Here is a 15012-nt window from a genome sequence, read left to right as displayed (position 1 = left end):
GCTCCGATCAGTGCGGAGCAGGACGGGGCCCGCCTGTCGCCCAATCGAGAAGTTCAATCGTGTGCACAACAGGGACTTCCGTTCCGCTGGCGATCTGCACCATGCAGCCGATATTGCCCGCGGCGATCATATCCGGCTTGACGGAAGCGATATTGGCGACCTTCCGATCGCGCAATCTGGTCGCGATGTCAGGCTGGAGAATGTTGTACGTGCCCGCCGAACCACAACACAAATGACTCTCCGGGATATCTTTCACCACGAATCCAGTCTTGGAAAGCAGTTCTTTGGGGATCTGCGTGATTTTCTGGCCGTGCTGCAACGAACATGCGGAGTGATAAGCGACCACGACGTCGTCATGAGGACGTGGCAATGACAGTTCAAGGCCGCTGACATATTCGCTGATGTCTTTGGCGAGCGCCGAAACCTTTGCGGCCGCGGCCGCATACTCCGGATCTTCTCGCAGCATGTAGCCGTAATCCTTGATCACCGTACCGCAGCCGGAGGTCGTCACCAGGATTGCGTCGAGCCCGCCGCGCTCGATCTCGGCCAGCCACGCCTTGATGTTGGTGCGGGCGTATTCGAGCGTGCGGGTGTCGCGGCCGAGATGATGAATCAGGGCGCCGCAGCAGGCTTCGTCCGCGGCGAGCACCACCTCGATGCCATGGCGGGTGAGCAGATTGATCGCCGCACGATTGATGCGGGGCGCCAGCACCTGCTGGGCGCAGCCGTGCAACAGCGCCACCCGGCCGCGCTTCGGGCCCACCGCAGGAAACGTCGTCCCGGAGTCGGGGCCCGGCTCCGGCAAATGCTTCGGCGCCAGCGCCAGCATCGCCTTGATCCGGCTGAGCAGCGTCGGATGTGTCAGGTTGTGCGAGCCCGGCAACAGCGCCGCAACCGGCCGCACGATCCGCGCCGCCCACATCCCGAGCCTGAACATGCCCGGATGCGGCATCATCCACGACAGCGCCTCGCGGACAACGCGATCCCAGAACGGCCGCTGGTACTGTTTCTCGATCCGGACGCGGGCCTGATCGACCAGGTGCATGTAGTTCACGCCCGACGGACAGGTGGTCATGCAGGCAAGGCACGACAGGCAGCGGTCGATGTGTTTGACGACATCCGCGGTCGGCGGCTTGTCGCTCTCCAGCATCTCCTTGATCAGGTAGATGCGCCCGCGCGGACTGTCGAGCTCGTCGCCGAGCAGCACATAGGTCGGGCAGGTCGCGGTGCAGAAACCGCAATGCACACAGGCGCGCAGGATCTTGTCGGCCTCGGCGATGTCGGGATCGGCGAGCTGAGTCAGGCTGAACTCGGTCTTCATGTCGCGGATCCTCGCGACATCCGGCCGCGATTGAGAATGTTGGTGGGATCGAAGCTGCGCTTGACGCGGCTACCGAGCGCCGCGAGGCCGGCCGGCTGCGGATGGAAGACGTCGATGCCGGCCCGCACCGCATCGCTGCCACGGATCAAGGAGGCATGACCGCCGATCTTCTCGACCCGCTGGCGCAACGCTTTGGCATGGCCGTCGGTTGCCGGCGGCAATGCCGCCCAGATCAGGCCGCCGCCCCAGTCATAAATCACCTCACCGCCACTCTCGCGGCTGAGCTGCTCGCCGAAGGCACCACCGGCCGCCGGCGGGCAGACGATGCGCCACACCGACCACAGCGCCCGCGGACCGGACGCTGCGAACGGCTCGACGTCGCGCACCGCGCGCCATAGCGCGGCGGAGGCATCGTCCTCGATCAGTTCGGCATCGCCAAAACTCTTCAGCGCCGCGCGCAGCGACTGGGCGCGGTGGCTGGCCGACGAGGTGATGCCTTCGAGCCGCAGCAACGTCAGTGACTGATCAGGCTGGGCGATCTCTGCCAGCGCACCGACTGTAGTGCGCAGCGCCGAGCCGGGCAGATGCGCGGCGCCGGTGACGTCGTAAGGCGAGCCCAGCGCTGCGGTCATGGCCTTGTTGGCAACGACGTCGCCGAGCCCGCGCAGCACCAGCGTCCGCTCGCTCTCGGGCCGGGGCGTCACTTTCAGGGTCACCTCGGTCATTACCGCCAGCGTCCCCCAGGAGCCGGCAAGCAGCTTGCAGAGGTCGTAACCGGTGACGTTCTTCACCACCTTGCCGCCGGCCTTGAAGCTCTCGCCGAAGCCCGACACGGCATTGGCACCAAGCAAATGATCGCGCGCGCCACCGGCCTTGATCCGCCGTGGCCCGGCGAGACCGGCCGAGATCATGCCGGCAACGGTGCCCGCTCCCGGCGAGGTGCCGAGCAGCGCGGCGGTGTCCATCGGCTCGAAAGCGAATTGCTGGTTCTTGGAATCGATCAGCGACAGCACATCGGCCATCGGTGCACCGGCCTGCACGGTGATGATCAGTTCGTTGGGCTCGTAGGCAGTGACGGCGTTGAGTGCCGACAACTCCAGCACCGCATTGGTCGACATCAGTTGGCCGATGGAGCGTTTGCTGCCATGGCCGACGATCTCGATCGGCTGCTCATTGGCGATCGCGGCGCGCACGGCGTCCTCGACCTCCTGCGCGTCGCGTACTTTCAGCGTGTCCACGGGCAAACGTCGTCCTTCAAATTAGGTCAGAGAGCCAATCCTCGGCGGTCATTGCGAGGAGCGAAGCGACGAAGCAATCAAGTTCTGTGCTCGGCGCCGGATTGCTTCGCTTCGCTCGCAATGACGTGGAAAGTTCGGCCATGTTTCAGAACCAGCTATCCGTCAAAACCGCGGAATATCCGGGAACGGCAATTGGCCTTTGTGGACATGCATGCGTCCGAGCTCGGCGCAGCGGTGGAGCGTCGGGAACACTTTGCCGGGGTTGAGCAGACCTTCGGAGTCGAACGCGCATTTCAGCCGCTGCTGCTGGTTGAGATCGATGTCGGAGAACATTTCCGGCATCAGATCGCGCTTCTCGATCCCGACCCCATGCTCGCCGGTCAGCACGCCGCCGACCTCGACACACAGCTTGAGGATGTCTGCCCCGAAAGCTTCGGCCGCGTCCTGCTCGCCTGGCTTGTTGGCATCATACAGGATCAGCGGATGCAGATTGCCGTCGCCGGCATGGAATACGTTGGCGACGCGCAGGCCGTATTTCTCGGACATCTCGTTCATCCGCCGCAGCACCAGCGGAAGCTGTTTGCGCGGAATCGTGCCGTCCATGCACAGATAGTCCGGCGAGATTCGTCCCACCGCCGGGAACGCCGCCTTGCGGCCGCTCCAGAACAATAGCCGCTGCTGCTCGCTGGTGGAGATCTGGCAGGTGGTCGAGCCGCAGCCGAGCGCTATCGCCTCGACACGGCTGATCAGTTCATCGACCTCGACTTGCGGACCGTCGAGCTCGATAATCAGCAGCGCCTCGACGTCGAGTGGGTAGCCGGCATGAACGAAGGCTTCGGCGGCGTGAATCGCCGGCTTGTCCATCATCTCCATGCCTCCCGGAATGATGCCTGCGCTGATGACGTCGGCCACACACTGTCCGGCCGCCTCGACGCTCTGGAAGCCGATCATCAGTGCCCGCGCCGTTTCCGGCTTGCGCAGGATCCGCACGGTGACTTCGGTGATGACGCCGAGCAGCCCTTCGGAACCGGTGATGACGCCCATCAGATCGTAGCCTGCGCATTCGGCTGCCTTGCCGCCGATCTTGAGGATCTCGCCGGTCATCAGCACGATTTCGCAGCCGAGGACGTTGTTGGTGGTCATGCCGTATTTCAGGCAGTGCACGCCGCCGGAGTTCTCGGCGATGTTGCCGCCGATCGAACAGGCGATCTGTGACGACGGATCGGGCGCGTAGTAGAAGCCGGCATGATCGACCGCCTGGCTGATCGCCAGATTGGTGACTCCGGGCTCGACCACCACCGCGCGATTATCGAAGTCGATCTCGCGGATCCGTTTGAACTTGCCGAGGCCAAGCAGCACGCCATCGGCGAGCGGCAACGCGCCGCCGGACAGCGAGGTGCCGGAGCCACGCGGCACCACCTTGATGCCGTTCTGGTGGCAATAGCGCAGCACCTCGGAAACCTGTTTGGTCGTGCTCGGCAACACCACCACCATCGGCGGCTGACGATACGCCATCAGGCCGTCGGACTCGTAGGGTTTCATTTCGGCGGCACTGGAGATCACGCCCTCGCCCGGCACGATCTTGCGCAACGCCGCGATGATCTCGTCGCGACGGGCCAGCACCGACTGATCCGGCTCCGGCATCAGAATAGTCATGCGAGATACTCCTGCGCAGGCTGCTGTGCGCGAGGCGGTTGTCGCGCCGCGAGCGGAAACGGTCGGATCAGGATACGCTGATTGTCATAGCCAGCGCACTCGCGCAGAGCAAACTGGAACTGATCAGGCCCCGACCAGACTACGCGGCGGCACCACCGCCTGAACCACGAGGCCTCGGGCGCGGGCATCCATCACCCCGACCGCACGAAGCGCCAGCAGCGTGACGGTTTGCACCGCATCACGGAGTTTCGCCGGGTCGTCGAGATTGTCCGGCGCCAGGGGGCCCACCAGCGATTCGTGCACCGCGCCAAGCAGCGCGGTCGAAGCGAGCGCGGTGTCTTGCGCAGGCAGATGGCCGGCGCGCACCGCGGCAGTGATCCGCAGTTCGATCTCGCCGGCGATCTCACGGCGACTGGCGAGCCGTGAGGCGGACACATCGACATCGACGGGTTCCGCCAAGATGCCCCACGCCAGCTTGCGATGAGACAATACGTGCACCGCGACCGTGGTGACCGCCGCCGCCAGTGCTGAAGACGGCCCAGGCGCTGCGTCGGCTGCACGGCGGATCGCTGCGAGCTCGTCGCGCGAGACGTCGGCGATGAGTTCCGAAATCAGATCGGCTTTGGAGGGAAAGTAACGGTACACGGTGCCTGCGGCGACCTTGGCACGCGCTGCCACCGGCGCGATCTGCACCGCGGCCATTCCGCCTTCGGCGGCGGTCTCACGCGCTGCAGCGAGGATAGCGCTGCGGCGCGCTGCTAAGCGCTTAACCACCTGGTGGGTTCGCCGGTAAACCATGGCGTGTTCGTCCTGGAACGAGCGCGGCCGCAGTGTGCGACAAAATCGACCGGCGCGCTCATCAAGTTGCTGGAGTAGCGAGGGAAACGGACGGAACACCCTCACCAAATCAGTGAAAAAAGTGAACACTTATTCAGAAGCGAAGGCAAGCCCTTACGGTAATGAAATGAATAGCATTCCTGCAAACTAGCCCGGCAGCCCCAGAGCTCGGGCCGCCGCCGCTACTAACATACCGGTTATGACTGCCAGAAAGTCATTGCGACGCAGCACACTCACCGCGATCGCGGCCGCCAGCGCGAGCATGACGATCGGCCCGCCATTGACCGCCACCGGCAGCGCCGCCGCGACGATAATCGAGCCGGGCAGCGCATCGAGCATCCGCCTCACCCGCGGCGTGACCTCGACATAGCGCATCATGAAGTAGCCGCCGAGCCGGGACGCGACGGTGACGGCAGTCATGATGGCGAAGGCAATCATCACGTCGCTGCGGAGCATATCGGTCATGACGAATGCCCCGCGTGGGACGTCGCCACTGGCGGTTCATCCATCAGTCCGGCGGTGATCGCACCTGACAGCGCGCCGGCAATGATGAACCAATAGCCCGGGATCAGCCAATGCACCGTCAGGGCGACGATCCCCGACACGAGCCAAGTAATCGCCCGGCGCGGCCCCTTCCAGGCTGGTACCAAGAGCGCCGCGAAGAACGCCGGCATCGCGATGTCGACGCCGAACTTCTTCGGATCAGCGAGCTGTTCGGCGAGCAGAAAGCCCGGAATCGCCGAGACCAGCCACACCAGATACAGAACCAACGCGCCGCCGAGGTAGAACCAGGCATTGGCGCCGCCATGCTCACGATAGCGCATCGCTGCGAGCCAGCCGCCATCGGTAACCAGCAGCAGCGGGGGATAAGCCTGCCACGCCGGCAACGTGCCGAACCACGGCCGCATCGACGCCGTCATCAGGAAGAAGCGGATGTTGACGGTGGTGGTGAGCAGCGCCAGCGCCGCGATCGTCGACGGCGTCAGCCGATCTGGCCAAGCCTGGACCGCGACGAACTGCGACAGCCCTCCATAGACGGTGGCCATCATCACTTCGACCTCGGCCAGCGTGAAGTTCTTCTGCGCACACAGTGCGCCGAACGCCATGCCGAACGCCAGCGTGCCGGGCAGCATCGGGCCGATCGCGACGATGCCGGGCCAGATCGCGTCGCGCGACCAGTACGCCGGCGCTTTGGTGATGTGAGTGGTCATTGCAGGATCCGTGACGACGCCTTCTGCCTGGGGTCTTCGCGCGATCAGGTCAAGCGCGGCGGCAGCGGGCGACACGCAACAAAAAACGCGGCGTTGCCGCCGCGTTTTTCGAAGTCAGCTTGGCCGGTCGGCTTACGCCTGGGGCTGCGGCTCCAGGCCCGGATCGGGCCGCGGCCGCGGCTTGCCGGCCGGCGGCACCGCCGAGGTGCGGGGGCCCGACGGCTCCAGCACCGATTCGCGGTTCGGCTTCTTGCCGTTGATCAGGTCTGTGATCTCGTCACCGGTCAGGGTCTCGTATTCGAGCAGGCCCTTGGCGAGTGCCTCGAGGTCGGCGCGACGCTCGGTGAGGATGCGCTTGGCCTCGTTGTAGCCCTCTTCGACCAGCCGCTTGATCTCGGCGTCGATCTTCTGGATCGTCGCCTCGGACGCGTTCTGGGTGCGCGACACCGACATGCCGAGGAACACTTCGTCCTGGTTCTCACCGTAAGCGACGGTGCCGAGCTCTTCCGACAGGCCCCAGCGGGTCACCATCATCCGCGCCAGCTTGGTCGCCTGTTCGATGTCCGATGCGGCACCTGAAGTCACCTTCTCGCGGCCGAACACCATCTCTTCGGCGACGCGGCCGCCCATCATGATGGCGAGACGCGAGGTCATCTGCTCGAGCGACATCGACAGCTTGTCGCGCTCGGGGAGCTGCATCACCATGCCGAGCGCACGACCGCGCGGAATGATGGTCGCCTTGTGGATCGGGTCGGTGGCCGGGACGTTGAGGCCGACGATGGCGTGGCCGCCTTCGTGATACGCGGTGAGGAGCTTCTCCTCTTCCGTCATCACCAGCGACTTGCGCTCGGCGCCCATCATCACCTTGTCCTTGGCGTCTTCGAACTCGGACTGAGTGACCATGCGCTTGTTGCGCCGGGCCGCCATCAGCGCCGCTTCGTTGACGAGGTTCATCAGGTCGGCGCCCGAGAAGCCCGGAGTGCCGCGCGCGATGTTCTTCAGGTTGATATCGGGCGCCAGCGGCACCTTGCGAACGTGCACCTTGAGGATCTGCTCGCGGCCGACGACGTCCGGATTCGGCACCACGACCTGACGGTCGAAGCGGCCGGGACGCAGCAGCGCGGGATCGAGCACGTCGGGCCGGTTGGTGGCCGCGATCAGGATCACGCCCTCATTGGCCTCGAAGCCGTCCATCTCGACCAGCAACTGGTTGAGGGTCTGCTCGCGTTCGTCATTGCCGCCGCCGAGACCGGCGCCGCGATGACGACCGACCGCATCGATTTCGTCGATGAAGATGATGCACGGCGCGTTCTTCTTGGCCTGCTCGAACATGTCGCGGACGCGGCTGGCGCCGACGCCGACGAACATTTCGACGAAGTCCGAACCCGAGATGGTGAAGAACGGCACGTTGGCTTCGCCCGCGACCGCGCGCGCGATCAGGGTCTTACCGGTGCCGGGAGGGCCGACCAGCAGCACGCCGCGCGGAATGCGGCCGCCGAGACGCTGGAATTTGCCCGGGTCGCGCAGAAATTCGACGATCTCCTGCAGGTCCTGCTTGGCTTCGTCGACGCCGGCGACGTCTTCAAACGTCACGCGGCCGTGCGCTTCGGTCAGCATCTTGGCGCGCGACTTGCCGAAGCCCATCGCCTTGCCGGCGCCACCCTGCATCTGCCGCGACAGGAAGATCCACACGCCGATCAGCGCGATGAACGGCAGCCACGACACGAGCAGCGACACGAACCACGGCACGTTGTCGCCCGGCGGCTTGGCGGTGATCGACACCTTGCCGTTGTACAGGCGGGTCACGAGCGACGGATCGTTCGGCGCGTAGGTCTGGAAGGTCGAGCCGTTGGTGAAGGTGCCGCGGATTTCCTGGCCCTGGATCACCACGTCCCGAACATGGTTCTGGTCGATCTCGCTGAGGAGCTGCGAGAACGGAATTTCCTGCGACGCGGTGCGCTGGCCCGGATTCTGGAAGAGCGTGAACAGCGCCAACAGCAGCAGCACGATGATGACCCAGAGGGCGAAATTGCGCAGATTGGCGTTCATCGGTCTTCCTTATGGGTCGCGCGGATCGCGACCAGGTGGGCCCTGCGGCGCCGAAACGAATGGCACTGCGGGAGCTTCCCGAGAGCCGGTTCGCCTAATCTAGGTGTGAGCCGAGCCCCTGCCAAGAGAAGCACACAGGACTATTTGGCGCATTCTAACCGGTTTCTCGCTCAAATCGTGGCGATCAAAGGCCCTCTCCAGGGAGGTGGTTAAACGTACGTGGAGAGACCATCAGCGGACCCGACCACGCCGCGGCGGGGCTGGGGCAATCACCAGGCGGTCACCGGTGAGAGAAATCACGGCACCCGCCAGGGTCTGCTTGAGGCGAATCTTCGCTGCCGCTTGCGGGCTCCTCGCCGCCGCCTGGCTTAGCGCTTCCGCGAGCGCTTCGACCTTGCCGAGTTCCGGCGGCCCTTCGTGGCCGTGACGGGACAGGGTTCGCAGCAACAAACGAATCTGAATTTCTGCAGCCAGCCCTAGGAACGCGCGTGCATCGACGCCCGGGCGCTCCGAGCCGGCATCGAGCGAGGCCAAGAACTGCTCAGCGCCGTCGGTCATCAGTTCCAGCGCTGCATCGGCACGTGCCGCACGGACCGCCAACCGAACCAGCGAACGGGCATCGCAGCCTTCGGCCGCAAGCTGCGGCATCAGCTCGCGCAGCCGTGGGCGGGTGAAGCGCGGATCGGCGTTGCTCGGGTCGGTCGCGAAATCGATTCGAGCTTTGGCCAGCGTGGCGATCAGCCGGGCCTTGGGAACATCGAGCAGCGGCCGTGCCAGCACCACCCCGTCCCGCTCAATTTCCCGCGCCATCGCGGCAAGGCCGGCGATTCCACTGCCACGCGACAGGCGCATCAGGACGGTCTCCGCCTGATCGTCGCGGGTGTGCGCGGTCATCACATGCGAGGCACCGAGCGTTTTGGCGGCCTTCGCCAGCAACCGATAACGTGCCCCGCGAGCCGCCGCCTGGATCCCCGTGCTGGGCTTGTCGCCACTCCAGCGCAGCGTCCGATGCGGAAGGTCGAGCGAGGCCGCCAATCGCTTCACCGCGCGCGCCTCGGCGGCTGCCTCAGGACGGAGGCCGTGATCGACGGTGACGACCGCCAACGCCGGGCCTCGCTTCAACGACCTCCACCAGCGGGCGGCGAGCCACATCAGCGCCAGCGAGTCGGGCCCGCCGGAGACCGCCAGCACGATCGCCGGCGCCGCCTTCCAGTCGGCGAACAGCCGCCGCGCCTCGGTTGCAGATACTGCCTCGTGATCGGTTCCGGACATCGGCCGTCTGCCTGCCGGTTGTCAGGCCCCGCTATCCGCCGAGGCCTGCTGGGTTCAGCACTTGAGTTTCTTCTGCTCGCGGTCGACCGCCTTCTTCACGCTCGACGACGCCTGCGGATATTTGCGGCCGATCTCGCCGAGCGCGGCGCACGCCGCTTCCTTTTCCTTCAGTGCCGACAGCGACTGGCCGAGCCGCAGCAGCGCATCCGGCGCCTTGCCGGACTTCTCATGCTTGCTGGTCACAGCCAGAAATGCCTCGGCGGCGTCGCGATACATTTGGCGCTGGAAAAAGCTCTCGCCGAGCCAATACTGCGCATCCGCAGTCAGCGGATTGTCGGGGTACTTCTGCGCGAAGTTGCGCATGGTTTCTTCGGCCAGTGCGTAGTCGCGGCGCTGCATGTAGCCAATGCCGAGATCGAATTCGTCACGCGGCGTCTGCGACGGCGGCTGCGTCGTCAAGGCGCCACCGGCTGCGGCGGCGGGCGGTTGCTTAGCGGCGGACGGAGCGCCGCCTTGCGGATAGCCGCCCTGGACGTAACCGCCATTGCCGTTCGACAGATCCATCGGAGCGCCGGCGGCGCGGCCGGCCGGCATGCCACCGCTCTGCTCCATCGGCAGCTGGCCGCCGCCAAGCGCGCGCGGCACACCGGGCGCGTTGGGATCGCGCGACGGATCGAACGCGTCGCCACGGCGGCCGCCGCCCTGCGGCACGGCCGGTTGCGGCTGAACCATCGGGGCCTGCGGCTGACCGTAACCCGGCTGCTGCTGGCCGTAAGCCGGTTGCTGCGCGGGCTGGCTATAAGGCTGCTGCGGAGCGGCCGGCGGCGTCGCCGCCTGATTAGGGGCGGGCTGCTGAGCACCCGGCGCACCGGCGCCGCTCTGCAACTGCCGAACCTGCTCTTCGAGCCGACGGTTGCGGTACTGCAGCTCTTCATTCTGGCCGGTCAGCGTCCGCAGCCGGTCCTCGAGCTGCTGGATACGGATCTCGGGATCGACCTCGCCGCCATATTGCTGGGCCAGCGCGGGAGCGGCGAAAGCGAGCGTCGCCATCAAAGCGAGGCTGCGCGCGGAGACGGCAAAACCAGATGACATGACAGTCCGACGAGTTCGAGGGCGGCCAAACAAGTGGCGCTGGATTGATCGCCGTACTACGCCAAAAATGTGACTGAGGCGACGGCCAAAGCCGCCACCGAAAACAAAAACGGCGCCCCGCGGCGCCGTTTTGCGACTTCGATTGAGGCCGGCGATCAGGCGCCGGCGTTCAGCACCGTGACGGCGCGGCGGTTCTGCGACCAGCACGAGATGTCGTTGCAGACCGCGACCGGGCGTTCCTTGCCGTAGGAGATGGTCCGCATCCGCTGCGCGTCGATACCACGCGACACCAGATAGTTGCGGACCGACTGCGCACGACGCGCGCCGAGCGCGATGTTGTACTCGCGGGTGCCGCGCTCGTCGGCGTGGCCTTCGATGGTGAAGGTGTAGCGGCTGTAAGTCTGCAGCCACTGCACCTGCTTGTCGAGGGTCGCGGCCGCCTGCGGCGACAGATCCGACTGATCGCTCTCGAAGAACACGCGGTCACCGACGTTGACGACGAAATCCTGCTGGCTGCCCGGGGTGGCCGCACCAGCCATCGCGCCATCGGCACCACCGAGCCCATTCTTGTTCGCGCAAGCCCCCATCGACAGGGCCACCGCGAGCACCGCGGCCACCTTCAATCCCTGGAGGATTCGCTTGTGATTGGTCATTCCGGAGCCTCCACGCTCGCGATATTCCGACTGTGTTTTCGGTCTACAGGGCGATGGTTAAGCGAACGTTCCGTCAACCTTGACGAGGTGTTGCCGAACTCGATCAATTGCCCCCGGTCGGCCAAAAGCAAACGTGATGGTTAATGAGGAGCAAATGTGGCGCCAGAGTGAAGCCGTGGCGTTCCATTCCCGGATAAGCGTTGGAAGCGTGGAGAGCTGTGAGCGCCGGAGAAAGGCCAAAGCTTCCAATAATTGGCGACCGCCGGTCGATGCCGGCGATCGATCTGAAAGCCAGCTCGATCTAATCGTCGCAAGAACCGAGTGCGGTCAAAGACACGTGCGACCGATGGGAGCGATCGGCACGAGATTTGGAGCCTCGGCCAAAGTCAGATTTGGAACACCTGTCGCCGGTTCGAACAAGCTGCGCCGCTCGGATTCACTGGAGCGCAAGAACGGATAACGGGCGAACAGCTTGTCGTGCATCGCGGGGAAGTCGATCTCCATGAGCCCGATGGGCTTTTTCAATCCTGGATACGGCCGCGATTCACAGATCGAACGCATCATCACCCGGCGATAAAATGCCTGATGCTCGGTCCTCACCGAGGCAAGGCCGATGTCCGCGTTAAAGTACTCACACGAGACATAGGCCAGACGCAGAGTCAGATATGGCAGTTCGGGCAGCCGGTTGGCGCTTGTCGGATCGGCCACGAACCTCGTGGGGTCCACGATAACTTTGCCCTCAGCAAGCCAGGGTTGAAGAAAATCCGGAAAAACGTCCATCGATGGGCAGTCATGATGATCCGGAGATGCAACTGTGATCCTCAGTGAGCTGCTGAGCTCCCCCTCATAGAACACGCCGAAGATCCATGAATTCGGAAGATCATCGTACCGGTCAGTAACGATGCCGCTGCTGTTGGCGTCGATCGCCCCTTCTTTGAGATAGGCGCGATATCGCAACCGGTAGATCGCCTCGCGTTCTGCCGGAGTTTCAGCGAGTCGATAGTCCACCTTCTCAAGCAACGCGACCCTGCGGGCGGCGATCCGGCTTTGCTGTTCAGCTGGTCGTACGACTCCCATCGCTCTCACCCCACCCACATGTCCCGACACAACACAGGCTACCGACCGTACGAAAATGTTAACGAATCCTTAACGGACCGGCAAAGCATTAGAACTATTAGGGTTAATTCTTATAATTCCACTTTAGTGAATATCCAGCGACAATGGAGAAGTTCGAGGAAATTTTACCTGAGATCGGGCCCCGAAAAGGGGACTTAGGCGATCGATCGAGTCGGCAAAGAAAGCACTTTGCCGTCTTTTTGGCGCACCCCCTGCGACGCGTTCAGCAATTGCCGAATGCGCTGGGCGGGGACCGGACGGCTGAACAGATAGCCCTGCGCCTCGGTGACGGTGCCGTCGGCGCTGATCAATTCGAGCTGCTCGTTGGTTTCGATGCCTTCCACGACCACCGACATGCCAAGATCGCTGCTGAGACGAGCGACGCCGCGCAACAGAGTCAGCGGCCGGTCGCTGTCGATCCCCTCGAGGAACGAGCGGTCGATCTTCACCTTCTGCAAAGGGAAGCTGTGCAGATAGCTGAGTGACGAATAGCCAGTGCCGAAATCGTCGAGCGAGATTCGAACGCCTTCGGCGTGAAGCTGCTGCAAAGCGTCGTGCGTCCACTGCGTATTCCGCAGCAACGAAGACTCGGTGATTTCGATCTCCAGCCGGCTGGCAGGCAGGCCGGAAACTTCAAGCGCGTAACGCACTTCTGTCAGCACGTCACGCTGATGGAACTGCTGCGGAGAGAAGTTGATCGCGACACTTACCGGCTCCGGCCACAGCATGCATTCCATGCAGGCCTTACGCAGGATCCAGCGACCGAGGTCGACGATCAGCCCCATGTCCTCGGCGACCGGAATAATATCGACCGGTGATACCGTCCCGCGCACCGGGTGATTCCAGCGGAGCAGCGCTTCGCAGGTGGTGATCTTGCCGGATTTGAGATTCACCAGTGGCTGGTAGTACAGCTCAAATTCTTCGTTGGCGAGCGCCTTGCGCAGATCGAGCTCGAGGATGCGGCGGGCCTCGACGGTTTGCGCCATTTCCTCGCGGAAGAAGCAATAATTGCCGCGGCCGTCGGCCTTGGCGCGATACAGCGCCATATCGGCATTCTTGAGAAGGATGTCGGCCTTGGTGCCCGGCGACGTCATCGCAATGCCGATCGAGGCACCGATCTCAACAACGTGATGATCGATCAGATAGCGGTCGCTCAACCGATCGACGATTCGGCGAGCCAGCGCCGCAGCATCTTCGTTCGAGGCGATGTTCTGCTGGAATACGACGAATTCATCGCCACCGAATCGCGCCACATAATCGTCCGGCCGCAGCATGTCACGCAGCCGTTCGGCAACGGAGCACAGCAGCCGATCGCCGCATGGATGGCCGAGCGTGTCGTTGATCTGCTTGAACTGGTCGAGGTCGATGAACAACAGCGCCGAAAGCCGGGTCTTGCCCCTGCCGTGCTCGGCCTCAAGAATGCGCTCAATTTCGTCCCGGAAGCTGACCCGGTTCGGCAGCGCCGTGAGCTCGTCGTAACGCGCAAGATGAACGATCCGCGCTTCGGCGTTGCGACGCTCGGTGATATCTTCGATCAGCACCACGGCGCCGCCGTCCGCCATCGGCTGGAAGGTCCAGCACAAGGACCGGGGAATCGTCTCATCGCCGACCGTAACGATCTCGCCCGCGAGCGCGCTCTCTATCTCCGACAGGATCAGGCGGCCACTCGCTGCTGAAATCGCGCCGATCGCTACGCACGCGGATACGATTTCGGTCGCGGTGGGCGAGCCTTTGACCAGTTCGTCCCGGAGCCGCATCATCTCGGCAAAGCGATGGTTCATCACAGCGAGGCGGCCGTCGGCGCGGAACATGCACAACCCGTGCGGCATGTTATTCAGCGCGGTGTCGAACTGGTTGGCCAGTGCAGCCTCGCGCTCCCGGCCGATCCAGGCGTTGAGATAGATTCGCTGCAGGCTCGATGTCAGATGACGGATCGAGATAAAGAACACCGCACTGAGCAACGCCAGCGTGAGATAATAGACCCCGCCGACCCTCACCATCGCGAAGATCAGTGGACCACAGCTCAGCAGCACCTGCAGATGGAAGATCTGGGGGCGGCCAAAGGTCCGTCCAACACCCGCCGAAGTATATGCCACCACAGTCGCGACGCACAGCATATGCGCGGCCGAGTCGTCGGTACCGAGCAAGACCACCAGCGACCAGGCTCCGAGCGAGATACCGTGAGCGATCGCTCCCAAGCGATAGCGACGCTCCCAGACGTCGGCCTCCTCCACCGTCAGCGGAGCGTTGCGCTGCTGATAGCGACGCATCTGCACGGCCCGCGCGAAGCCGATGAGGACGAACAACGGAACGCACAGCCAGTTCAGGATGCTTCCAGTGACCAGCCCTATGACCGCGCCGGCTATCGCAGGCCCGAACGCTCCGACAATCATCGGCGCCGGATTCATGAACAACGAGTCGACCAAGCCCGCGCGAATCGCAGGCGACGTTTGCTCGGAGTTCCGTTTCTGGCTGGCAAGCTGCATCAAGCGCAAGCGTGTCCTTTCGGACCCGTTGTAACCCCTGCTGATGAAGTCTTTCTGAGTGAACATGCTTAGCGGATCATT

12 protein-coding genes are annotated in these 15012 nt (G+C 64.0%); all 12 read right to left on the bottom strand.

The window, feature by feature from the left end; all coding sequences use genetic code 11:
- Positions 1-7: 7 nt before the first annotated feature.
- Entirely contained in the window at positions 8-1321 is a 1314-nt protein-coding gene (gene glcF / locus HZF03_RS05725) for a glycolate oxidase subunit GlcF (RefSeq protein WP_119020176.1), read from the bottom strand.
- Entirely contained in the window at positions 1318-2559 is a 1242-nt protein-coding gene (locus tag HZF03_RS05720; protein ID WP_119020175.1) for an FAD-binding protein, read from the bottom strand. Before HZF03_RS05720 ends, glcF begins: the two co-directional genes overlap by 4 nt.
- 162 nt (positions 2560-2721) lie before the next feature.
- On the bottom strand, positions 2722-4215 hold the full coding sequence (locus tag HZF03_RS05715; protein WP_011156694.1) for an FAD-linked oxidase C-terminal domain-containing protein: 1494 nt from the start codon (positions 4213-4215) through the stop codon (positions 2722-2724).
- Positions 4216-4338: 123 nt separating this feature from the next.
- A complete protein-coding gene (locus HZF03_RS05710) occupies positions 4339-5013 on the bottom strand; it encodes a TetR/AcrR family transcriptional regulator (RefSeq protein ID WP_012494842.1) in 675 nt (224 codons plus the stop codon).
- 186 nt (positions 5014-5199) lie between these two features.
- On the bottom strand, positions 5200-5517 hold the full coding sequence (locus HZF03_RS05705; protein WP_119020174.1) for an AzlD family protein: 318 nt from the start codon (positions 5515-5517) through the stop codon (positions 5200-5202).
- The gene (locus HZF03_RS05700; protein ID WP_119020173.1) at positions 5514-6263 is read right to left on the bottom strand and encodes an AzlC family ABC transporter permease; all 750 of its coding nucleotides are present in this window, start codon (positions 6261-6263) and stop codon (positions 5514-5516) included. Before HZF03_RS05700 ends, HZF03_RS05705 begins: the two co-directional genes overlap by 4 nt.
- A 132-nt stretch (positions 6264-6395) precedes the next feature.
- Positions 6396-8312 carry an ATP-dependent zinc metalloprotease FtsH gene (ftsH, locus tag HZF03_RS05695; RefSeq protein ID WP_011156690.1) on the bottom strand — a complete coding sequence of 639 codons (1917 nt, stop codon included), beginning with the start codon at positions 8310-8312 and terminating at the stop codon, positions 6396-6398.
- A 231-nt stretch (positions 8313-8543) separates the two neighbouring features.
- Positions 8544-9584, bottom strand: a complete 1041-nt coding sequence (tilS, locus tag HZF03_RS05690; protein WP_119020172.1) for a tRNA lysidine(34) synthetase TilS — start codon at positions 9582-9584, stop codon at positions 8544-8546.
- Positions 9585-9638: 54 nt separating this feature from the next.
- Positions 9639-10676, bottom strand: coding sequence for a tol-pal system protein YbgF (gene ybgF, locus HZF03_RS05685; protein ID WP_119020171.1), 1038 nt, complete (start codon positions 10674-10676; stop codon positions 9639-9641).
- A gap of 155 nt (positions 10677-10831) precedes the next feature.
- Positions 10832-11329 carry a peptidoglycan-associated lipoprotein Pal gene (gene pal, locus HZF03_RS05680; protein WP_011156687.1) on the bottom strand — a complete coding sequence of 166 codons (498 nt, stop codon included), beginning with the start codon at positions 11327-11329 and terminating at the stop codon, positions 10832-10834.
- Positions 11330-11656: 327 nt separating this feature from the next.
- A complete protein-coding gene (locus HZF03_RS05675) occupies positions 11657-12406 on the bottom strand; it encodes an N-acyl amino acid synthase FeeM domain-containing protein (protein ID WP_119020170.1) in 750 nt (249 codons plus the stop codon).
- A 194-nt stretch (positions 12407-12600) separates the two neighbouring features.
- Positions 12601-14931 carry a putative bifunctional diguanylate cyclase/phosphodiesterase gene (locus HZF03_RS05670; RefSeq protein WP_011156685.1) on the bottom strand — a complete coding sequence of 777 codons (2331 nt, stop codon included), beginning with the start codon at positions 14929-14931 and terminating at the stop codon, positions 12601-12603.
- Positions 14932-15012: the final 81 nt, after the last annotated feature.

This window comes from Rhodopseudomonas palustris (genome assembly GCF_013415845.1).
Classification (GTDB): domain Bacteria; phylum Pseudomonadota; class Alphaproteobacteria; order Rhizobiales; family Xanthobacteraceae; genus Rhodopseudomonas; species Rhodopseudomonas palustris_F.
The sequence above is the reverse complement of the archived record's forward strand: the minus strand, read 5'-3'. Positions and strand labels throughout refer to the sequence as shown.